The following is a 23,563-nucleotide window of genomic DNA, read 5'->3' on the forward strand; positions in this document are numbered from 1 at the left end:
ATTACAAGTTAACACTATATTTTGTCAATAAATCATGTGGACGGACAGGTTTGCCGGTCGCTAGCGACTCATCCATTGCCTGCAATAATGCAATGGTTCCGATTCCCTCTTTCATATCGGGGAATGCTGGTGTATTTTCCCGAATGGCTTTCGCAAAGTGCTCCAAATAATTCTGATACTCGCCCGCGTGATGACTTTTACCTTCAAAACGAAAATAATGTTTTAGTTTATGCTCCCAGGTCAGCATTCTTTCCTCGCCCGTACGATCGGTGATCGCATAGCGCAAATCCATATAATCTGCCTGGCTACATCCTTCTGTGCCTCGGAGAATACAGCTCATCTCACTATCACGCGTAACGGGTTGCACGGGTCCGGTATAGGCACCACTCACACGCGCCACCCGACCATCTTCTGCTTTCAATATAAAATGCATCGTATCGGCATTTTGCAGGCCGCCTTTACGACCGTTTGCGCTAAGCATCCCATATCCCATCACTTCTTCGATATTAGGCAGGTACCAACGGATAAAATCAACAGGATGACTCAATCCACCGTACAACCATTTAAATGAGGACTGTAGAGACCAAGGCTTTTCTAAGAACCAACGATGATCGGCATGGTAGTATCCTTCAATCGTAATCAAGTCTCCTATCAATCCTTCCTCAAAATCTACTCGCTGTTTTTTCATGGGTTCGAAAAAGCGTGAACTCTGTCCCACGAAAACACGCTTTCCGGTTCGCTCGGCCAAGCTTAACAATTCGTTGGCGTCTGCCAGATTATCGATAAAAGGTTTTGTACATATCACATGTTTATCATGCTCCAAGGCCTGCTTGATATGTGTGGCATGCAGGTGATCTGGTGTGTAAATAGCAATAGCTTCAATAGAGGGATTCTCCAAAAGATCTTCGTAACGTTGCGTATATGCCTGGAAATCGAATTCTTTCATACGCTTACGCCCTAATTCTTCATTCAGATCACAAATTTGCACTAATTCAATATGTTCGCTTTGTAAAGCGCCTGACATGGTACTTCTGCCTTCACCAAGCCCCAAAATACCTAATCTTAATTTCTCCATTTATATGTTATCTCTTATAAAAAATCCACGTTTCATTTGTTACGGTACCTGGAATACCTTCCTGATAGGTACCCATCAACTGGTTCCATTGCTCTACTTTCGGGTTATCTTTGGTCGTTAATGCATCGATCGCTGTAAAGTCCTTTCCTTTGGGAAAAGAAATGTATAGTAACAATTGCCGGCCATTCCGATATAGTAGCACTTCCTGAAATCTAGCATGGCAAAAGCCAGCAGCGACCTCCGGCCATTCTTCAAATTGCTTTTCATGATACCGGAAGTACTCCTGTTGTTTCGCTTCATCGTCCACCAGCTGGGCTGTTAATAGCACGAAATCAACATCGTCTACCTTCTTCGTGACATCACAATGTTGCTGATCGAAGGTATAAAAAACATCATTGAACATCTTGACAACAACCGTTGGAAAACTGGCGAGCATCGCACTCGTCAATTTCTTCCCACGCTCATCATCCGTCATTAACAACATATAATCGCCCCATTGATATACCTGTGGTTGTTCTATTCCCTGTCCTTCGGCAAATGCTACAAAAGCATCTTTCGATAGTGATTGTTGCGGATTATATACTTGTACAAATACGGGCTTCGTAAAAGGCACATGCTGGTTAAAAGTATATCCCTCCCCAACCGGTTTTTTCCATTGTAGCAGATCGTGAAATGGTTCTTCTAAGCCGGCATTCAGCGCCTCCTTATCTGTTTCCGGGCCATTATTTTTCCAAACGACACCAGGGCCATTTGCATTTTTTAATATTTTATTTTCGGGGAACCAATTATGGGAGACGTCCATATAGGCTGATCCTTCATCCGTGTATAAATAAAACCAATGATCCGGAATATGTGCGTAAGGCGATACATAGATACTATCGATCTCATTCCATCGAATCTTTGTACCTGGCTGCGCCGATAATGTATATACTCCTGCTACATCATACATGAACTTACCATAGCGTGTGATTCTATTCCTCTCCACGGTATTATTTTTCATGCTGTTAACCGTTGGCGTCCAACCCCAACCTAGGCTGATTCCCGAATACGCTATGTCGCTGATATCATTATGGGAAATATCTACACCTTGCACAAAGCCCGCACCTATTCCCACAGCTCCCCAATCTTCGTTCGCGGTATTATGGATAAGATTGTTACGAACAACAACTTCTCTTGATAGCACTCTTGCATCTTTGGGATTATACGGCAGATGCGCTTCGACTTGATCGTCGGAAAAAGTACCAATTAATACCGCATTACCACCGATATCATGAAATATATTTCCCTCCAGACGATCGCGATAATTGCCTGCGCAAAAATCAAAACCTGTGGCTGCGAGATGACTAAACGTACAGTGTTCGAAATGTACATGCTGTGTATTTTTAAGTACAACAGCGCTGGTAGGGCGACCTACCCAAGCTTGATTTTCCAAACCTTTCTTATCAGGCGTACCCGGTTTATCTAATTTGTAGGCTTCGTGGAAATACATACCTGCCTGTAGGGCAACATGACCATGCGTATTGGGTCTAAACCATGCCGTATGCTCGAAAGACAAGCCTTCTACCTGCACATGTGCTACGGGGTCTTCGAAGGTTCCATCTATCGCTAGAATAGTTTCTAAATAAGGAAATATAACATCCGCATGCACCAGGTCCTCTCCCTCACGCTTATAATAATAGACTTTCCCCTCATCTTCGTCCAAAAACCACTCGCCTGGTGTATCCAAGAACTGTAAGGCGTTGACCAAACGAAAGGCTGAATTTCCCGACTCTTTCGACAGCCAGGGTTTAGGCCAAGGGTGTTCACTCTGTATCTTGCTCTCTGGCTGGTAGAAATATACCTCGATACTATCCTTATGCACCACGGCATCTTTCACACGCAATTGGGCAATCGCCCACCATTGATGGATGAAAAACTCCATGCCCTCCACAAACTTGAAGTCTTTAAACACATTCGGGATAATGGCCGTTTGCTTTTCAAAGTTCCAATTTAATATCCGGGGAAGCTCCATATCACCGTGGCTTTCGGCACGGATAGCTTTGCTATTGTTTACCCATAATTGGCGGAAGTTAACGCGTTTTCCACCCACTTTAGGCGCATCAGCCACATAAATATGTTTTCCATGTTTCTTCCACCCTCCGATCGATCTCCCGCCCGAGAAAACAACCTTTCCGTCAAGCGGGCGTATCCTCGTAGGACTTGCTGCCGTACCGGTATCTTCCGGACGGAGCCGAATCGTTTGCTCGGGGAAATAAATACCTGGTTTAACCCAGATATTAATTCCTTCCGAAATACTAGGATCGTTCAGTCGACGAAGCTCCCTTGCATGGCGGATCGCGTCTTCCAAAGAGCTATAGGGATTCTCTATCGAACCATCGCTACGGATATTTCCGTCATTTTTTCCAACATAGATATCTGCAGCGCTGACCGAAACCGCCACGCAGAGCATACCTATCAACCAAACGATCTTCTTACTAATCTTCATGTTTTATTTTAATATCCGTCATTTTGACCAAACTCTTGCGGATTGGTGATCACATCTAAAAACTGTTGCGGAATAGGTCTATTTACGTGATACGGTTGCATCGTCGTAATATCCTTATTATACGCCTGGACATAACTGTATAATTTACCTGTACGCTTTAAGTCAAACCACCTGATATGCTCGCCACATAGTTCCCGACCACGCTCTTCCAAGATAAAATCGATATCCAGATCACTTTCGGTTATTAACATATCGCTTTCCTTGCCCGGTAAGGCAGCTCTTTCTCGCAATACGTTCATTAAATCCTTCGCCAGCGTTTTATTACCCCCTCCCATCATGGTCTCGGCCTCAGCCGCAATAAGATACATCTCTGCCAGCCGCATGACGATAACGTCCTTAGAGCCTACTTGTGAACCCGCTTCCGGTAAATCTGGATCATCGTACTTCATCAATGCCGGAAAGTGTACATTAAATCGTGCATTTGTTGATACTCGTTCTCCATTATAGGTATCGTCGATGTCCACTAAGGCATAGGGAAGGTCTCTTTTTTCTTCTGTTATTTTTTTCTTGGTGAATAAAAGTGCTAAATCGCCTCTGTTTAAAGTTGTTCCCGCCATACTTGCCGGTTTTTGAAAAGCGGCTAAATCATCTTCCGTCCAAGTATAGCTATTGACATTCAGATAATATTCCTCTCTAAACCAATCGCTATAGCGTCTATCCACCTCCTCATCATAAAGTTCCAACAAGTGGCGAGTCGGCATGAAACACATACTGGATTGCGAATTGCGGTCAGCACCGTAATACAGGTCGCGTACCATACCCGCTTTTTCGGAATATTTCGCTTTAAACCAAATATGCAATCGGTTAGGGTTATTGGGTTGCGGATTGAGCGAATTGATGGTCGAATGTGTAATAAAAAACATAGCTTCTTTATTATTTTTATTATTCGCAGGACGAAAAACTTCTTCCGGCGTATCATAAAGACTCACTTGCAATTCCGCTTGGTTGTTGATCACATATTGAGCCGCGTCTGAAGCCATCTTATAATATCTATCTTTCTCCGATGTCGACGACTCATAGGCAACCCTAGTTAGCGCTACTCGGGCTTTCAGTCCATAAGCTGCCTTTTTAGTTGCACGCCCCTGATCTGTTGCCGGGATCGGCTGCACGGGTAAGTTCGCTATTGCGACATCCAAATCACTCAACATCAAATCATAAAATGCGGTGGCAGGAGAACGTTGAGCGGTAAGAACCACCGTCTTCGTCTCTTCTGTACGCAGATCTATATCACCATACTGCTCGACCAGATGCCAATAGGCATAAGCCCGTAAAAAAGATAACTCTCCGATGCGTGCATTCTTCTCCTCTTCATTTGTAAAGGATACATCGGCAATACGCTCTAGGCCTGCGTTACAATAATTGACAATTTCATAAAACCTATTCCAGGTGTTCCGTATTTGTCCCGTAGTGGCGACCAATTCTTCATATTTGGTCATCTGTCTACCGTAGCCCGTATTGGCGATATTAATCCAAAGATCCGTTCCACCTTCAGTCAACATCAAAATATCTTCTCGGCCATAAAATTGTGAACCGAAGTATACATACGCCGAATTAACGAGCGCATTGATTCCATTTTCCGTTGAAAAAACCACCTCTGATGTCGTTCCACCTGGATTATATTCATCCAGCGTACATGCTGCTAATGTACCCGCTAAACCTATTCCTATTAAATATTTATATAAACGTTTCATGATAAATTCCTCCTTATAAATCTAGATTGATACCAAACACAAATTGACGCAACAATGGGCTCTTCGCCGAACCACCTCGTTCCGCATCGTAATTTTGCACAAAATCACTTTTTGCCCAAGAGAACAGGTTATTCCCACTCAAATAAAGCCTCGCACCATTTAATCCTGCCCGATCTGTAAAAGTTTTTGGTAAGCGATAACCTACCGTAACCGTTTTCAATTTAATGTACGAACCATCTACATAATTATAAGATTGGTAGCCGAGGTAGTTGTAGAAGTTGGTCATGCCTGGCCGAGGGAAATCATTTGATGGATTTTCCTCCGTCCAATAATCTAAATAAGCCGGATGGTTTCCTCTCCCTTGCGGATCGTAAGAAGCCGTAAAATCATACTCCATCATCTGTCCCCAACGGGCGATGGTATATATATTAATATCGAAGTTTTTATAGGAAAAATTATTATTAAAACCTAGCGTCCAACGAGGTGAAGTCGTTCCGATGTAGGTAACGTCGTTCAAGTCGTCGATAACGTTATCTCCATTAAGATCGGCGAGCTTAATTTCTCCCGGTTGGAACGGTTGTGTTTTAGCAGCATCTTTAAAATAAGTGGCGGCTTCGGCGGCTTCATCAGCTTGCCAGATGCCCAGCCGCTTGAAGGTATAGAAAGACTGCAGCGGTCTACCGATCAACAGACTTTCTGTTTCACGGGTCGTGGCACCGATAATATCTCTGCCATCAATTAAGTCTAGGATTTCCTCCTTGTTGGCACCAAAAGTGAAGTCGCTGCTCCATTTGAATGCCTTATCAATATTTTTGGTATTTAGAACCACTTCCACCCCACGATTTCGGGAACTTCCGATATTCTGGTAAATCTGAAAAGGCGTATTATTACCGGATCCCATAGATGTTGGCAATGTTCTGGGCAGTAATATATCCGTCGTTTTCGTATCATATAGATCCACGACTAGATTAATCCGATTCGCAAATAAGCGAAGGTCTGCTCCAAGGTTCCACGATGCCGATCGCTCCCATCCCAAATCTCGGTTTCCGATCAAGGTATTATAGGCATAATACGTAAAGCCTTGATCTTGGAAACCGGCGTTAGAGTAAGAGGTTAACCCCGACTGCGTGCCATAGGGACTGATACCGGAATTACCTGTTTGTCCGTAACTTAAGCGGATTTTGAAATCATCTACTTGTGGTAAGTTGAACCAGCTTTCGTCACTCATGCGCCACGCAGCTGCCACGGAGGGAAACATCGCCCACTTATTGTCAACAGAAAGGCGAGAAGCTCCATCCCAACGATTAGATACGGTCAATAAATATTTACCTTGATACGAGTAGTTGGCACGGAAGGCGTATGACATCGTCTGGTTTTGTATATAATTCGAACGAATGATATAAGAATCTTTATCATTAGCCCCTATATTATGCCATAATTGCTCTGGCACAAGTTGACCTGTTCCTTCCATGTAAGAAGAATTAAATTTCGACTGTGTCCAAGAGGATAGTGCGGTCAGCGCAAAGTTATGTTGTCCTGCATCAAAATTGTAGTTGATGATATTATCCCAAGAGAGAAACGACTTATTCCTGTTGAGGATGGACGCTAAAGAGTTCGGGAACTCACCAGCCCGATCGATAGAATTTTCACTCTCAAAATCATTATTCTTATCATAGAATAAATTAACACCTAAATTAGAACGGAAGGAGAACCCTTTAAAAGGCTTAATCTCTGCAAATCCATTGGTGATCAGATTTGTATTTGCTATGCGATGTTGAGCCGTATAAGGTGTAGCTTCATCAGCCAAGGGGCTCACTTTTCCTTCGCGACCCAATGGCCATAAGATAACATTTCCTTCGTCATCATAGGGCAGTCCTAATGGTACATTGGTCGCGGCTCGCCAAAGGACGTTATCCGCGCGATTACGGCCATCGTAGTGCGTTACTTGACTGGACGTCCCTACTTTCACAAAACTTCCAATATTCTGATCCACATTCAAACGTAGATTAAATTTATCTAAAGCATCATCTTTAAAGGATCCCAATTCCCGATAATATCCACCGGACAATAAAGCGGTTGTATTATCTGTTCCGCCACTAATGGACAATTGGTGGTTTTGTACGACACCATTTTTAAAGACTTCATCTTTCCAGTTGACCCATTGATTGCTTTGCAGGGCAGTCCATTCACCAACCGTAAACAACGTCTGGTCATCCGCAGGAGTCGACCATTGTCCTGCCGCTTTAGCTGCTTCGCGTCGTAGTTGTACGTAGTCATCGCCCATACGCATCTCCGGATATTGCGCCCAGCCATTTACACCAATATAGGTATTAAAGTTAATCTTGGGCGCACCGGTTTTTCCTCTTTTTGTCGTGACAATAATAACACCGTTTGCACCCTGCGAACCATAAATTGCCGTAGAAGATGCATCTTTCAGCACTTCAATTGATTCGATATCTTGGGGGTGGATGTCGCTGATATTTCCCCCCTGCATACCATCAATAATCACTAGCGGATTGTTAGCAATAGCATTTCCATATTCATCTTCGGCTGTAGACAAGGATCTTTTTCCACGGATATTCATGTTCACACCGGAAGTGGCACTTCCTGAACTGCGGGTAATATCCAATCCAGGTACTTGTCCCTGAATCGCTTCTAACGGATTGTGCGCCGGGGAACGAACGATATCTTCCGATTTAACGGAAGTCACGGATCCCGTGAGATCACGCTTTCGAACTGTTCCGTAACCAATAACCACGACCTCATCTAATTGCTGGTCATCTACGGTCAAAGAAACCCTAACATCGTCATCAGCTTTTACGGCTAATGGATGATCCAAGTAGCCTACAGCAGTGAACACTAGTGTTCCGGTCGATCCAACAAGACGAATGGAGAACGTTCCGTCATTCGCAGTCAATGTACTTACGGTAGAGTTTTCCAAAGACACCGTAACGCCTTCTAACGGTTTTCCGTTCTCGTCAGATACAAGCCCTTTTACACTGTATTCTGGTTGCGCCGCTGCAAAGGCTTGCTGAACCGGCAGCATGATGATACACCATAGCATCACGAGCGACATGTAGATTGGTCTATCGAACAATCTACATATAATGGGAGTAAAATGTAGGTTTTTCATGAAATTTTGGGTTAGCGTTTTTAACCTATTATTGTTTATTATTTAATTGTTACCTCTTTTTCGAACGTGTCTGTTTTTATTAGAATTTTTCCCACGTTGCTTATATTTTCTTTTTTTATGATGCCGACGCCCAGCCCTTTATAGGTATTCCGTTTTGGGCTGCGCAATGAATTTAGATCAGCCTGATAACCGTTATCCGTCCCTATAACGGCTATATTCTCTTGTGGGATAAACGACAATTCCATATCGTTATCCGGCACAACGGTTCCATGTTCATCGACCAAAGAAACCGTGAGAAAATAAAGATCGGTCGTGCCATCTACCGCATAACGGTCGTGCGCGATGTCAACGATCACATCAACGGGTTTACCGGCTGTTTTCTTCACGACTTCCTGCACCCCTTTGCCATCCTTTATTTTTACCGCTTTCAGTTCCCCTGCTTCAAAGGGTACTTTCCATGCCGCATGCAATTGATCATCGGTTTTAGACTGGCGTCCAAGGCTACGGCCGTTTAAGAATAGTTCCACTTCGTTGGCATTGTTAAAGTAACACCATACATCTACAAGATCGCCTTCCTTCCAGTTCCAATGCGGTAAAAGGTGCAACACTTCTGTATCTGTCCACTCCGATTGATACATATAGTACACATCTTTCGGCAGTCCCGCCAAGTCTACAATACCATAATAGGAACTACGTGCAGGGTATGGGTAAGGTACCGGCTCTCCCAAATAATCGAAGCCCGTCCACACGAAAATACCGCCCAAGAAATCTCGTTTCTTCACTTCTAACCAAGCACGTTCGTGGCTGGTACCCCAATATGCTGCCACATTGTCGTAGGCCGAAACCGTAAAATCGGTATTGCCATTCGTTACAAATTTATCTTTAGAAGAGGCCGGCCACAATTGAACCGTATCCTGCAGCGGATCATACACTCCTCTGGTTTGTAGTGCCGAAGTAGTCTCCGACGCGATCAATGGAACGCCCTTAAATTCCGTGGGCAATTTATCGTAATCAAAATATTTGTAGTTGAACCCCAGTACATCCAAAGCCTGGGCTTGTGCAATAAAGTTTTTGTCATAGTTCGTTTCTGTCAGCGCCGCCGTAACGGGTCGGGTTGGATCCAATTTCTTCACCACTTCCGACATATTTTTGGTAAAGGCAATACCCGTATCGTCAAATTGCTCGCGGATTTCATTTCCTATACTCCACATAAACACCGAAGGATGGTTGCGATCCCGTTTGACAAAACGAACAAGGTCATCGATATAGTGCTCCTTAAAATCGATATGGTAATCAAATTTATTCTTGCGCTTTGCCCACATATCATACGCCTCGTTTTGTACGAGGAAGCCTAACTCGTCACATAAATCTAGGAATTCTTCTGCAGGTGGATTATGAGCCGTCCGAATCGCGTTCACGCCCATATCTTTCATGATCAATAGCTGCCTTTTAGCTGCTGATTTGTTGAATACAGCTCCTAGTGCGCCTAGATCGTGGTGTAAACAGACACCGAGTAGCTTATAGGACTCCCCATTTAAAGAGAACCCCTTCTCTTCATCGAAATGAAAGTGGCGGAAGCCCACCTGATACGTCAATTCATCACGTACATGATCGCTATTATCCAATAAGCTAATGCTCAAATCGTACAAGGTCGGGCTCTCAGGTGACCAAAGGGCAACACGGCCTAATGATAACTCCTGATCGAACTGGCTATCTGAAAAAGCTAAGGTCTGCTCTGCTATGAGTTTTTTATTTTTATCCTGTAATTTTAAGTGCAATTTGCCGGACTTACCTGGCATGGTTTGATTAAGCACTGTCTGCACACGCAGCGTACTTTTGTCGGCTGATACCTCAGGCGTCGTGATAAAGGTTTCTGCGCGTAGCAGGTGAATCGGCGAACGCTTTTCCAATCGGACATCCCTGTAAATACCTGAACCGGTATACCAACGAGAGTTAGGCTGCAAACTGTTGTCTACGCGTACGGCAATGACATTCTCTTCGTTTCCATAATGTAAATGGGGTGTTAGGTCATGCTCAAAAGAGAGGTATCCGTTTATATGCTTACCTAAATACTTTCCATTAATCCAAACTTCCGCATAGCGGTACACTCCACCAAAGTGCAGCGTATACTGGTTTCCTTTATCCTTTTCTGCTAATGAAAAGGTTTTTCTATACCAACCCACTCCTCCCGGAAGTGATCCTCCAGCATTTCCGGCAGGGTGCTCTTCACCGAAATCGAAACCAATGCTCCAATCGTGCGGCAACGTAATCTTTTTCCAGTTTGCCGCAGAAAATTCTGCTCGACGATACTGCAAATCATCTGCTAACGTAAAAGACCAACCTCCGTTAAAATCAATCGCTTCCCTTGGCTGTGCTATGCCGGAAAGAGCCGTAACGAACAAAACTAGAAAGGATACAAACTTATTAAACATGACGATGATGATGAGATTTTACTTATTCCGATTTAAACTTTACTTTACTTTTCCCTTTATCTTGTGAGGTAGCCAAGGCTATGCCCCTATTTCCGTTCTTATCAACCGCACAATAATAGTGGTAAACAGTCCCTTTATGCTTGATGACAAAAGATTTATGCGCATACTGATTATCGAAGTCTTCCGTAGATTCGATCAGATTGTCGCCCTGCCAATCCGTCCAATGGATTAAGTCTTTAGAAGCAGCAAACCTGTTGAATGCCCCCTCCCGATCCTTCCAGAACGCACCGAAATAAAACATGACCCACGTATTATTGATCCGCTGAATCATCGGGTCGCCCGTAATCCCGACGGGGTGATGCACCACAGGATCATTTAAATAACGTTTCCAGTTTTGCATATCATCCGACACGGCCATACCAATCCGTTCGTACCAGCGTGTTGGCTTATTATTTTCCAGGGAGTCGCCCACCGCATTATAATACATAATAAAGCGGTGCCCGGTATTTCTTTTCTTGTCTTCTACCACATAGCTTTTAAACAGCTTATGCCGGTTCTCCCACCAACGCACATCTACATCCTCGCTCGTTAGCACAGGGTTGTCCAATCGCTGCCATTCCATGGGCTTAGACGGCTTTTCGGCGGTATAAGCCATGCCGATTGCCAAGGGTTCTGGTTCATATCCCACCGATGCTCCCCCAAAATAAGACATCCAATACTTTCCATGATAGGTATGGAGCTTATAACTCCCTCCCCATTTGGTGTCTATTAAGGCATTGTATCCGGCACGTTGTTTACTGTCCCACTTATCACTCTCTTCTTTTGACATTTGCTTACCTAAAGTCGTCCAGTTCAAAAGATCTGTACTTTCGGCTAACCAGGTCTCATACCCTTCCCCATCAAAAACAAGATAACTCATGTACCATTTCTTTCCGATGCGATATATACTTGGGCAGTCCATCAAATCCCCCTTTTTATCCGGTGTTAATACCAACCCATATTTATAGGGAGTTTTTACTTCGTGATAGATCCGTTCCATTTCTGCTTCAGAAATCGTTGCAGGTTGTGCCATGCCTATCTTTCCGACCCACAGTAAACACAGCAATAGCCCTATTTTTTTCATTATCCTATTATTTAATATTATATATGCCTGAACCCAACTGAATTTCCATACCCGCATCTGTTAACCGATGTTCATACGCCGCCAAACGCTCTCCATTGATTTGATAGCCTGAAGATGCCGGTAGCACCAATGTACACTTACTGTTCACCGGAATTTCAACGTGAAAACCAACTTCTTGCTGTTCGAATTTCACCTCCCCGTAAGGGCTTTCGTAAGTTACCGCTCTTTGTTTCACGATGTCCTGTAATTTAGGGGCTATGCGTATATGCTTATAAGCAATAGATCCTTCTTCTTGTCCCAGACCACCTAACCTTGTGTGGAACCATTCCATAAGATGCCCTAACATAAAGTGATTATTCGAAACAGTCGGTAAAGCAGCCCAAGATTCGGTCAGTGCCGTAGCTCCTTGCCGTATCTGATAGCCATACCCCGGTCGCGTATCGTCCTTATGCATGGCATAGATCAAATCATCACGTCCTGCCTGTTGTAGTGCCTGTAAGAGATAACGATGCCCGATATCTCCCGCCGTAAAGCTCGTATCTCTATCCACAATATCCTTGATCAGGTTCGCCAATACTTTGTCCTTGTTTGCTTCGTCAACCAGCCCCATATATAACGGCATAGCTAACGCCGTTTGACTTCCAGAGCCATATATACCGGTATGCTCGTCGTAGAAGGTATCATTGAAGGCCTGATATACTTCCTGCTGCAGCGAATCGGCATAAGCTTTGTAATTACTGTCTTCCAACAAATCCGCAATTTGACTCATCTTCTTCAGGTTATAATAGTATATCGCCGTTGCAGTAATGCCAGGAGTCGTTAACTGGGAAAAACCCGGGCGCTCCGGCCCCAAATCGTACCAATCACCCAGTCCGTGGTAAAGTACGTTGTCTTTTGCTTTTCCTTGGAGATAATGTATATACTTTTTCATCATCGCATAGTTATCGACTAAAAGTGCTTTATTGCCGTACCATTGGTAGGCGTACCAAGCCAGCAAAATCGAACTCGATCCCCATTCCGGAGAATCACGAAAAACGTCGCCGCCCCAATCAAAATGTACATATTCTGGTGCAATCTCTGGCACCAAGCCTTCTTCCGTTTGAGATTGCCGCATATCACTAAGTGATTTGGCAAACAAGCGCTCCACATCAAAATTGTATTGAACAGAAGGCCCCATGAGATGCAGTTGCTCCAGCCATCCCAGTTTTTCCCGGTGCGGACAATCGGTGAATACACTCACCATATTGCTCTTTATACCCCAGTTAATCAGCGTGTGTATTTGGTTAAATAGCGTATCCGAGGATTGAAAACTGCCGATCTGGCGGGCGCCGTTACGGATGTGCTCGGCCGTGATTTTCTGTATTTCGATATCTTGCTCCCCAGCAGGCATGGAGCGTACTTCGGCGTAACGAAAGCCATAATAGGTAAATCGTGGACGCCAGCTTACTTCTCCATCTTGTGCAAAAATATATTGGTAATAGTACGGACTACCGGAATGCTTTTGGTTTGCTCGACCTTTATCCGTAAGCAGTTCTGCCGGATAGATCCGGACGGTATCTCCTCGGTGGCCTTTCATCGTAATATGCACAATACCGGATGCATTCTGACCAAAATCGTACACATCTGTATTTTCGTCCACATTTTTTACCGATTTTGAAGCAAAGCGTTCCATGATCCGAACCGGCTCGGCCTCCTGCACACGCAGTGCGGGGCCATCGACTACCAAAGCGTTATTCCATGCTGTATCGTCGAAATCTGGTGTACTCCAGGATGTAGGCAAAACCTGTTCGTCATAGTCTTCTCCCCCGTACATACTTGAAAATGTAATGGGCGATCGATGTACTTTCCAGCTCTCATCGCTCACAATCGTTTCCTGCGTACCATCAGCATAGCTGTTCACGACTTTCATTTTCATTTTCGGTAGTCCGAAAGCTACTTTATGTTTCTGAAATCTTCCACTAATTGGTGGGATATAATAGAACCCATTTCCGAGCATGACACCGATCGTATTCTTCCCGGCATGCCAATGTTCCGTCAGATCGTAAACGACATAGTACGCTTCTTTATCATATTTGGTCCAGCCGGGTTGCAACACAGCATTGTCTACAGGCTGACCATTGACCAAGAGTTCATAATGTCCAAGCCCCGATATATAAGCTATAGAGGACACCATTTTTTTATCCAGTTCTATATTCTTTCGGAATACGGGTAGCTCATAATTTTTATCGATGCGGAGTTTGCTAGAGCTTAATGGTAAGGGGTTCACTAGCGAATCCGGCAACTTCTCTTTCGTAATCCATTGGGCTCCATCCCAGTCGGTTTCGGTGAGTAGACCGGTATGAAAACTTTGTACAATACTCTCCGCAACATTTCCGTGATTATCTTTTACTGCAATACGAGCATAATAGGTGGTTCCTGCCAAAAGGTCCTGCCCTTCATAGCGATTGTATAGCGATTGATCTGTCGACACCCAGTTCGAATCCCAAGAGATGTCTTGTTGCTTTGAAAAATTTGCATTTGTGCTAACGGTAATCCTATATGCTGTCTGCACGACATTGTAACCATTACTCCCCAGCTTCCAGCTAAATGAGGGCGTTAAAGTATTCGTCCCCATTGGTTTTTTCCGTCCTTCAATTAACACCTGCTCAACACGTAATTTATTTGACGCGGAACAACTAGATACGCCTATAAAAATAACGGTGATAAATAGGTAAAAAAATATGCTTTGATAAATTTTAAGAGCCTTCATCCTGTATAAAATTTTCATTTATTTATATCATCTTATCACGCTTTCCGAATATGGAGAAAATAAATGTCAGTTTCTGGTGAAGCTATCAAAACGTCCCTAAACTGCCGTCCTGTAGTGTCCTGCTTTAAGACCTTTCGGTTCCACTTTCCATCCGTAAAAAATAACCTACATCGCCTACCTGTCCTCCTTTAAAATTGATCGTCATACCGTCAATATGCGCCTTTTGAGCATGTATGCGACAAAGCGGTGCTCCGGGTACCACCGGAGCCACCATTTCGACAGCGTCAATACCGAAATGGCGTGCAAACAGACTTGACGTATCTCCTCCCGCTACCACGAGCCGTTCTAGTGCAAACGACTGCGCCACAAGGTCTGCGATCTGCGCCAGCAGCTTTCCATATAAAGCAGCCGTGAAAGCGTTGATTCCCTGCGCGTTCAAACCGCGTTGCTCCAAGACATGACGCGTCTTACCCATGCGCGGATCGTCAGGACCAATACTGGTGTGGACAACCACACTTTTCCCTTCCCACAAATATTGCAGTACTTCCGCAGTCACCGCAGCCAGGTTGTACTGATCTGGATTTGCGGCTAAAGCTTCGCCGTCAATAGCCACTCCTTCAAATCCATTTTCTATAGCGTGATCAATCTGCTTTCCAGTCACGACCGATCCGCTTCCGGAGAGTACTAACAAGGGCTTCGTCGGTTTAAGCGAAGGCCATTCCGTTCGAGGCGACAAAACACCGGTCTTTTTCCATGCCGCGCATAATGCTTTTGATACAGCCGACGAGCCTACGGAAAAAAGTGGCTGATGTTGGGCAGAAAGACCATCCAATACCTCACCTATTCGCACTAAATGCTGTTCGGTTAGGACATCAAACAGAAGAACCTCTGCCTGTTCTCCCACAATCTCGCGCAACATATCTGTAGCCGTTAAGCGATCCAACTGCGTGACATCTATCAAGCCAATTTTTTTATGCGTTTGCTGCGCTAAATGGCGTCGAAGATCACTTTCCTTAGCCGGAGTAACCGGATGCTTCGCCATACTGGGATGCCGGTCTAACCGGAATACTTCCCCTTCAGAACCGGTGCCCATCCGGGCAAATAGATTTCCGAACGCACAGAACCTACCGAGATAGGGCGCCCCTACCACCAATGGAATACGCTTTGCGGAAAATGCCGCAGCGCCAACATCGATTGCTTTGCCGATGCTGCCCACTGTCGGAGACGAGTCGAAGGTCGAACAAACTTTATAATGGATATGCTTTACGTTCAGCGCCGAAAACAAATCGAATACTTTTTTCAGCTGTTCTTCGATTTCATCAGTCGGTAGCGTACGGGTCATACCCGCTATACCTATAGCTCGCTTGTCGCCAAAAGCCTGCAACTGTGCTAAGGTTGGAACTCCGGTAAACAAAACCGTGGCCAGCCCCATCTCTTCCAACGTTTCCAATGCATCCGTCGAACCTGTAAAATCATCTCCAAAAAAAGCTATGTTGTATGCCATGATTCTTTCCTTACGATTTGGCTCCTCCAAATTTTTCTACAGCCTGTTTTACAGCCGGATATTTTTGCATCGCTTCTTCGAGTGACAATCCCGCAACGGCTGCTTCCCAAGCCTGTTTAATTCCAGTTACGCCTCCGCTAATGCCTCCAGGATGCGCCATAATTCCGCCACCAGCGAGATATAAATAATCGGTCGCCTGCGTCAGTTTAAATGTATCGATAGCTTGACCACCCCACTGCCCAGAAGAAAGTACGGGTAAGGCGGGTCGTATCCCTTCCATCGGCGCCAAACACGCTTTTATAGATTTCACAACGGATTCGTCGGATTCCCAGAATTTATTTCGGATACCATTCACGTGCAACTGATCTACGCCTGCCAGTCGCCATAACTTCTGATAAGCAGAGAACGTCACACCCAATAAAGGATGTCGGTTTAACATTCCCCATCCATTGCGGTGCCCGTGGATAGTCAACTGCCCAATATCGGCTATACGCTTTACGGCGGTTAGCCCCACACTATACAAACTTACCATCGCACAGCTTCCCCCTGCATTGACTATGGTATCATAGTTCCGCAGCATATTATCCATTTCATCACTGATATTGAACGCATACATTACTTTCTTTCCGGTTTTATCTTGGTGGTTTTTCAACACCTCCATGATAGCGTGCACACGATCTGCAAACGGAGAATTAAGGGTAGACCCCATAAGCTCGTCATCCTTAATAAAATCAATTCCAGCTTCTGCCAGCCGTCGTACCAAATCGGCCGTATCTTCGATCGTTAAGCCCACACTCGGCTTGATAATCGTTCCCACCAACGGCGTTTTCGCCTGCGATGAAATCAGTTTCGCGGTTCCTTCAATACCGAATTTCGGCCCCCGGAAATGTGTCGTATAGCTGTCTGGCAACTGAATATCGATCAGCTTAATACCGGTAAACTGGCGCAGTTCGTATAAATTACCCATTAGGGTGGAGCAAAGAACCGGCAGATTTGCTCCAAAATTCGCGAGCGACCAAGAGATGGTCACCTTCCCTCGATGGTATTTTTCAAAATGCAACTGTTCGCCCGATAACGACGATGCTGCCACTGTTTCTAGCTCCTCCATACGCTCTACACGTGCTGCATACTGCATTTTTAACGCTTCCGTTTCGCCCGGTATGGCGACGAAGGTACCCGATGACTGCTCCCCTGCCATTACCGCAGCCGCATCAGCCAGCGGGTATGGTGTTTCCACATAATAAGTCGCTTCAATTCTATCCATGCTCTTCTTTAATTATATTATCTTCTCGTTGATCTTTATCGGTCTGCTTATTCAACCGATCTTCTCTTTCTTGTTTTCTTCTCCAATAATTTGCCAATATGGATCCCGATATATTCATCCAGGGACTAAACACGGCTGCGGCTAAACCTACGGTACCCAATTTCCCCATACTGCCCGCCAGTCCACTCGCCATCCCGCCGTTCTGCAAACCAATCTCTAAGGCCATGGCACGCGCGGAATACTCATTCAATCCAAATAATTTACTAAACCAATACCCGAAGAAATATCCGGCTCCATTGTGGATTACAGCAGCCAGAAACAATACAGCACCTATCTCTAGCAGATATTGCTGACCAGCAGCCGTGGTTACCGCAGTAAAATATATGATTCCAAACATCGAAAAATAGGGCATCCGCTTATCCAACAATGGAAACTTTTTTGTTAACAGATGATAGCCGAAACCTACCGGTATGGCACCCAGTATAAAGCAGCCTGCCTCTACAATCGTCTTGGCTCCGGGTGTGAGCGAGCTGGTAAAAGTTGACCAAAACCCACCGACTACAATCAATAACAATAATGCGATGGCAGCAGATAGCCGTCCCAGCATCTGATAAGTGGCTCGAGGAGCAGTTTTGAGATAATCATGCAACAGACCTGCTCCAATGGGCACGATCATAATCTTGACGATTTCCATAGCCATCTCCATAAAACTAACTTCTACCATTGTGCCTGCATATACTTTCATCATGAAAGGCGTCATAATAGGCGCTACCATGGTCGTCAGTGCTGTTACGGTTACCGACAGCACTAAATTGGCTTTTGCAATATAGGCCATCACATTAGAGGCTAATCCACTGGAACAGCAGCCGATCAATATGACTCCGGCCGCTATTTCCGGCTCGAAATCAAACACTTTTGTCAACAAAAAGCCAACTAAGGGCATAATCGTAAACTGGGTAGCCAATCCAATAGCCACCCCTTTGCCAGAAGCCCCGATCCGTGTAAAATCCTGCACTTTCATCTGTATACCCATGCCAAACATCACCAGCTGGATAACCACGAGAATAAGCCACTTATTTCGCATATCAAACTCCCCGATATGCAAAATACGTTCAGGAAAAGTCATACCAGCAACTACCGCCACGACAATCCACATCGTATACTGATAGCCTTTGGTTTTCTCGAAGGCTCCCAAGCCCAATGCTCCTAAAATACTTCCCGCCAATAATGACTGGCGCAAGTAAGGAAATGCATCCACGAAAAGTCCTATACCGGCGATTACAAAAGCAATTGCGGCTAAGCATAAACTGTATAATCTCCATTTGCCCATAGCATCCCGGTTTATATTGTTATGACGTTTGGCATAGTCCTGCAACATGATCTACGGCGATTCCCGGGCTACTTAAGATGGGTACCTTGCGTGCGCTTTCCGGCATTTGACTGACTACACGTGCCATCGACGCCTGCGCCAACAAAATCACATCGACTTGTTCTGACAATTCTTGAAGCGCCTGTTTCACCATTTCATCATGCTTCGCCGCATCTCCCCCCATAAGGGCTTCAAAAGCACCCTCACATAATCGGCTAACCAACTCCACATCTTTTCCGGCTCTTTGCGCCCGGCGCAAAACAAGATCGCCTGTCGGCTCCAGCGTGGTGGGCAATGTGGCAACCACGCCGATACGTTTTCCTTCTGCAACAGCACGGTCTGCCATAGGTTGATCTACACGAAGCACCGGTACACCTGCCTTTTCTGCTGCCTGTTCTACGGCTCGACCAATGGATGAGCAGGTCACCATAATTAGATCGGCACCAGCTTCTTCTGCGGATGCCACATAGTTTATTACACGTTGCGCTGTCTGATCTTCCAATCGTCCTTTTTGAATCACATCTTTGATCAGACTATCGTCCACAATATTAAAAACTTCAGCCTGCACGGATTTCTCACTGAACAACGCTTGAAATACCGGAACGAGTGTTGCCGAGGTATGTATAAGTCCTACTTTCTTCATATCTATTTTATTATTTATGTTTTATTAAGAGTCTGTTTAAAGCATACGATCGATGAGCTTAAGCCAGTTAAGGTAGCTTGATTGTACAGCTTCCAAATCTTCGTCAGGATGATAGTGCTGAACGGCTACATGATGCTGCGGCAATCGCGTTTCTAATGAAGCGGGCTGCAGTGTTACTGCCGCCAAACGCGCACATCCCAACGCCGATGCGTCTGGCATGGCACTACACAGCACAGGCTTATTTAACACATTCGCCAGAAACTGTACGACAAAGGCGTTTTCCGACATACCTCCATTCACGTGCAATTGAGATAGCGTTAGTTGATGTTCGGTTTCTGTCGCTGTGATCACGTCCTTTATCTGAAAACATACCGATTCTAGTGCTGCCCGGATCAGATGCGAGCGATCGCTGGCAAAGGTCAGACCAGTAATAGTCGCTTTGGCATCCTTTTTCCAATAGGGTGTCCCCATCCCACTAAAAGCCGGTATGACGGTCACGCCGTGGTTTGCTGGCACACCTTTCGCCAACTGTTCCAACGCTCCTTCTTCTGTAAAGAGCGCTAGTTGATCTCTCATCCAGGTGAGGGTCGCACCGCAGGAGACAATAATCCCTTCGGCAGCATAAACCACTCCTTTCTCCGTACTATAATAGATCGCATCGACTGTATCCTGGCCTTTATAGCGTAAATCCTGTCCTACTGCCATCATAATCGAACTACCCGTACCCAATGTGGCTTTTGCCTCCCCCCTTTGAAAGCAACCTGCTCCCAACGCCGCTGCCTGCGAATCGCCGACTACCGCACAGATTGTCAACGGGTCGGCAAACGCACCCTCAAACGTAGAGCGGGCATATGCATAAGCCGAAGGACGCACCTCCGGCAGGTTCAATCCGCGCAAGCCCAGCTCATCCAACAGTACATTATCCCAGGCCAGTTCGTAAATATTGAAAAGCATTGTCCTAGACGCGTTGGTATGGTCGGTCATATAGCATTCTCCGCCTGTCAACTTATACAGTATCCAGGTATCTACGGTACCAAAAAACACATTACCCCGCGCCAGTTCTGCTGCAATTGACGGCACATTTTCGACCAGCCATATCAATTTCGTAGCCGAAAAATAAGGGTCTATAGGCAGGCCTGTTTTCTCTTTTACCAAATCTTCCTTACCGGCTTCCTTTAACCGGTCACAGATCGCTGAGGAACGCTTACATTGCCAGGATATGGCATTATACAACGGTTTTCCTGCTGCATCCCAGAGCAAAAATGTCTCGCGTTGGTTGGTTAAGCCCACCCCGGTAATCTGGTCAGGTCGTATACCTTGTCGGCCCATGTCGTCACGACAAGCTTCTACTGCTTGTAATACACTGCTGTATATCTCTTCCGGTGATTGTTCAACGAAATGATGCTCGTAACGAATCCCCAGCTTCGCCGTTCCCTTGGCGACCACATTTCCCGATTCGTCAAACGCCAGCGTTTTGGTGCTGCTCGTCCCTTGGTCTATCGCTAAAATATACTGTTTGCTGCTCATGTTACTTTTTCTCTTTATGCTGTGAGCGGTCAATAATAACCGCAATCAAAATGACCATGCCTTTCACCACCTGCTGCCAGAAAGGCGAAACGCCCAAAAGCACCAAGCCGTTGTTCAACACGCCGATGATTACGGCACCGAGTACCGTCCCCATAATCAAACCCCGTCCGCCTGATAAGGAAGTACCGCCTATCACGACGGCAGCAATTGCATCCAGCTCATAGCCCATCCCTGCATTGGGTTGTGCCGAATCTAGACGAGAGGTTACCAATATGCCCCCCACAGCCGCCAGCATTCCCGCCAACATATAGACCAATGTTTTTACCTGATTTACCTTGATGCCCGACAGGCGTGCAGCCCGCTCATTTCCTCCTATAGCATAGATATAGCGACCAAAGCGGGTTTTCCGCATCACAAAAACCGCTAGAACGGTGACGATAGCGGCAATCCATACCGGAATGGGCACACCTAAGAACCAACCGGTACCCAGATGCGCGAATGGTGCACCGAGCGAACTAATTGGGTAACCTTGTGTCCAAAGCATAGTGAGCCCGCGCGCAATGGTCAACATGGCCAAAGTAGCCACGAAGGGCTGCACCTTAAAATAGGTGATGACCCAACCGTTGACCAAGCCTAAGACCCCTCCCATAGCAATTCCCATCAGGATAGCGCCTAAAGTTGTAAAGCCTAAATACACACCGAAAAAAGGCAGTTCCACACCCATACTGAGGAAGGAAGCGGTAACCGCTCCCGCAAAGGCAAGCACAGAACCTACGGATAAATCTATACCGGCCGAGATGATGACCAATGTCATGCCTACGGCGATACAGATATTAACCGATATTTGCCGCATCACATTCCAGAGGTTGGTTACCGTCATGAAACGGTCGGAAAAAATGGCAATAATCAAACACAACAAAAACAAGGCTATCAAGGGCTGTAGCTGTTGTAGCTGTTTTTTATAGGATGTAATACTCATGTTCATATATCATACTTTATTGGTCAGGCAATGCCGCCTGTAATATCGTTTCTTCGGTAGCTTCTTCCGTTTTAAACTGCTTGGTGATGCGGCCATCGCACATCACGAGGATCCGATCAGCAATGGCAAACAATTCCGGTAGCTCGGAGGAAACCACCATAACGCCCAACCCCAGGGCTGCCTGTTCCCGTATCAAATCATAAATCTCTTGTTTGGCATAGACATCTATGCCCCGCGTCGGCTCGTCGAGCATCAATACTTTCGGCTTTGTAGCCAGGTACTTGGCTAATACGACTTTCTGTTGATTTCCACCGCTCAGGTTACCCACATGCTGCTGATCTGTAGCCGTTTTGATACGCAGACGCTCCACATATTGCTGGCAAAGTTCTTTTTCTTGTACATCCGCCAGCACGCCTAGGTTCTCCAAACTCGACAATACCGAAAGTGATAAGTTCGCGCGTACATTCATACCCAACACCAACCCATCGCCTTTCCGGTCTTCAGGCACCAATGCCAGTCCGTATCGAAGTGCCTGATTAGGTGACGTAAAAAAAGACATTTCCTGCTCATCAAAGGAAAAGCTGCCCGAGGTCGGTTTTCCCCGTAGACCAAATAATGTCTCCAATAGCTCCGTCCTTCCGGCGCCCATCAAGCCGAAAACACCCACTATCTCTCCTTTACAAAGATCAAAAGACAGGTTTTCCAACAACATCTCCTCTTTTAAGGGGTGTGCCAGTGATAAGTTATCCACCTGCAACACCGTCGCATCGGTAATCCGATCTTGGCATTTTACACGCTCCGCTAGTGCCCTGCCTACCATCATATTAACGAGCTGCTGTTCATCCACCTCTGCCATCAACCCCTGTTTTACCACTTGGCCGTCGCGCAACACGACATATTCGTCTGCCAGTGTAAACAACTCCTTCATTTTGTGCGATATATAAACCACCGTTTTTCCCGACGCTTTCAGGTCAGCAATAATATCATACAGCGCGTACACCTCCGACTCACTGATGGCCGACGTGGGCTCATCCATAATCACCACGTCACTTTCTACGAGCAGTGCTTTCGCAATTTCGATCAATTGGCATTCGCCCACCTTCAATTGCGATACGGGAGTGTCCAGATCAAGTTCCAATTTCAGACGCGAAAGCAGTTCTTCGGCGACGTTCTTCATCTTCGGCGTATCCAAACCTCCCCAGGGGGTCATCAGCTCTCTGCCTAAAAAAATATTCTCGACCACACTGAGATAAGGAATCAGATTGAGTTCCTGATGGATAATCGTAATGCCTCGGTCTTGCGCGTCGCGCGGACTTTGAAACTGAACCACTTCTCCCTTATACAGCAATTCTCCTTCGTAATCAGGATACACGCCGCTCAATATATTCATCAAGGTCGATTTACCAGCGCCGTTCTCCCCTACCAATGCGATAACCTTAGCTGCCGGAAACTCGATGTTAACATCCCGAAGGGCATATACACCGTTAAATTGTTTTGTTATATTTCTTAATGAGACCACGATTTTTTTT

14 protein-coding genes are annotated in these 23,563 nt (G+C 45.6%); all 14 read right to left on the reverse strand.

What is annotated here, in order from left to right:
• Window position 1: 1 nt before the first annotated feature.
• The 14 genes from EWE74_RS11995 to EWE74_RS12060 all read right to left on the reverse strand — a co-directional run bounded on the left by EWE74_RS11995 (window position 2) and on the right by EWE74_RS12060 (window position 23,553).
• Window positions 2-1,075, reverse strand: coding sequence for a Gfo/Idh/MocA family protein (locus tag EWE74_RS11995; protein WP_130141772.1), 1,074 nt, complete (start codon window positions 1,073-1,075; stop codon window positions 2-4).
• A 7-nt stretch (window positions 1,076-1,082) separates the two neighbouring features.
• Window positions 1,083-3,560 (reverse strand): L-rhamnose mutarotase, encoded by a 2,478-nt coding sequence (locus EWE74_RS12000; protein ID WP_130141773.1) that lies wholly within the window; start codon window positions 3,558-3,560, stop codon window positions 1,083-1,085.
• 8 nt (window positions 3,561-3,568) lie between these two features.
• Window positions 3,569-5,311 carry a RagB/SusD family nutrient uptake outer membrane protein gene (locus tag EWE74_RS12005; protein WP_130141774.1) on the reverse strand — a complete coding sequence of 581 codons (1,743 nt, stop codon included), beginning with the start codon at window positions 5,309-5,311 and terminating at the stop codon, window positions 3,569-3,571.
• A 13-nt stretch (window positions 5,312-5,324) separates the two neighbouring features.
• A complete protein-coding gene (locus tag EWE74_RS12010) occupies window positions 5,325-8,444 on the reverse strand; it encodes a SusC/RagA family TonB-linked outer membrane protein (RefSeq protein WP_130141775.1) in 3,120 nt (1,039 codons plus the stop codon).
• 38 nt (window positions 8,445-8,482) lie between these two features.
• Window positions 8,483-10,876 (reverse strand): glycoside hydrolase family 2 TIM barrel-domain containing protein, encoded by a 2,394-nt coding sequence (locus EWE74_RS12015; RefSeq protein WP_130141776.1) that lies wholly within the window; start codon window positions 10,874-10,876, stop codon window positions 8,483-8,485.
• A 22-nt stretch (window positions 10,877-10,898) separates the two neighbouring features.
• Window positions 10,899-11,999 carry a glycoside hydrolase family 130 protein gene (locus tag EWE74_RS12020; RefSeq protein ID WP_130141777.1) on the reverse strand — a complete coding sequence of 367 codons (1,101 nt, stop codon included), beginning with the start codon at window positions 11,997-11,999 and terminating at the stop codon, window positions 10,899-10,901.
• Between the two features lie 7 nt (window positions 12,000-12,006).
• Entirely contained in the window at window positions 12,007-14,721 is a 2,715-nt protein-coding gene (locus tag EWE74_RS12025) for a family 78 glycoside hydrolase catalytic domain (protein WP_449448556.1), read from the reverse strand.
• A 151-nt stretch (window positions 14,722-14,872) separates the two neighbouring features.
• Window positions 14,873-16,252 (reverse strand): four-carbon acid sugar kinase family protein, encoded by a 1,380-nt coding sequence (locus tag EWE74_RS12030; protein ID WP_130141779.1) that lies wholly within the window; start codon window positions 16,250-16,252, stop codon window positions 14,873-14,875.
• Window positions 16,253-16,262: 10 nt separating this feature from the next.
• On the reverse strand, window positions 16,263-17,516 hold the full coding sequence (locus EWE74_RS12035; RefSeq protein WP_130141780.1) for a ribulose-bisphosphate carboxylase large subunit family protein: 1,254 nt from the start codon (window positions 17,514-17,516) through the stop codon (window positions 16,263-16,265).
• Entirely contained in the window at window positions 17,509-18,894 is a 1,386-nt protein-coding gene (locus EWE74_RS12040) for a bile acid:sodium symporter family protein (RefSeq protein ID WP_239018643.1), read from the reverse strand. Before EWE74_RS12040 ends, EWE74_RS12035 begins: the two co-directional genes overlap by 8 nt.
• Window positions 18,866-19,528 (reverse strand): aspartate/glutamate racemase family protein, encoded by a 663-nt coding sequence (locus EWE74_RS12045; RefSeq protein ID WP_130141782.1) that lies wholly within the window; start codon window positions 19,526-19,528, stop codon window positions 18,866-18,868. Before EWE74_RS12045 ends, EWE74_RS12040 begins: the two co-directional genes overlap by 29 nt.
• Before the next feature lie 36 nt (window positions 19,529-19,564).
• Window positions 19,565-21,055, reverse strand: coding sequence for an FGGY family carbohydrate kinase (locus EWE74_RS12050; protein ID WP_130141783.1), 1,491 nt, complete (start codon window positions 21,053-21,055; stop codon window positions 19,565-19,567).
• Window position 21,056: 1 nt separating this feature from the next.
• The gene (locus EWE74_RS12055) at window positions 21,057-22,040 is read right to left on the reverse strand and encodes an ABC transporter permease (RefSeq protein ID WP_130141784.1); all 984 of its coding nucleotides are present in this window, start codon (window positions 22,038-22,040) and stop codon (window positions 21,057-21,059) included.
• 10 nt (window positions 22,041-22,050) lie between these two features.
• Entirely contained in the window at window positions 22,051-23,553 is a 1,503-nt protein-coding gene (locus tag EWE74_RS12060; protein ID WP_130141785.1) for a sugar ABC transporter ATP-binding protein, read from the reverse strand.
• Between the last annotated feature and the right edge of the window lie 10 nt (window positions 23,554-23,563).

Source organism: Sphingobacterium corticibacterium (assembly GCF_004208525.1).
GTDB classification, from domain to species: Bacteria; Bacteroidota; Bacteroidia; order Sphingobacteriales; family Sphingobacteriaceae; genus Sphingobacterium; species Sphingobacterium corticibacterium.

Excerpts from the sequence above, each read along its gene's own strand:
- EWE74_RS11995 (WP_130141772.1), bottom strand. The coding sequence starts at position 1,075 with ATGGAGAAATTAAGATTAGGTATTTTGGGGCTTGGTGAAGGCAGAAGT.
- EWE74_RS12000 (WP_130141773.1), bottom strand. The coding sequence starts at position 3,560 with ATGAAGATTAGTAAGAAGATCGTTTGGTTGATAGGTATGCTCTGCGTG.
- EWE74_RS12005 (WP_130141774.1), bottom strand. The coding sequence starts at position 5,311 with ATGAAACGTTTATATAAATATTTAATAGGAATAGGTTTAGCGGGTACA.
- EWE74_RS12010 (WP_130141775.1), bottom strand. The coding sequence starts at position 8,444 with ATGAAAAACCTACATTTTACTCCCATTATATGTAGATTGTTCGATAGA.
- EWE74_RS12015 (WP_130141776.1), bottom strand. The coding sequence starts at position 10,876 with ATGTTTAATAAGTTTGTATCCTTTCTAGTTTTGTTCGTTACGGCTCTT.
- EWE74_RS12020 (WP_130141777.1), bottom strand. The coding sequence starts at position 11,999 with ATGAAAAAAATAGGGCTATTGCTGTGTTTACTGTGGGTCGGAAAGATA.
- EWE74_RS12030 (WP_130141779.1), bottom strand. The coding sequence starts at position 16,252 with ATGGCATACAACATAGCTTTTTTTGGAGATGATTTTACAGGTTCGACG.
- EWE74_RS12035 (WP_130141780.1), bottom strand. The coding sequence starts at position 17,516 with ATGGATAGAATTGAAGCGACTTATTATGTGGAAACACCATACCCGCTG.
- EWE74_RS12040 (WP_239018643.1), bottom strand. The coding sequence starts at position 18,894 with ATGTTGCAGGACTATGCCAAACGTCATAACAATATAAACCGGGATGCT.
- EWE74_RS12045 (WP_130141782.1), bottom strand. The coding sequence starts at position 19,528 with ATGAAGAAAGTAGGACTTATACATACCTCGGCAACACTCGTTCCGGTA.
- EWE74_RS12050 (WP_130141783.1), bottom strand. The coding sequence starts at position 21,055 with ATGAGCAGCAAACAGTATATTTTAGCGATAGACCAAGGGACGAGCAGC.
- EWE74_RS12055 (WP_130141784.1), bottom strand. The coding sequence starts at position 22,040 with ATGAACATGAGTATTACATCCTATAAAAAACAGCTACAACAGCTACAG.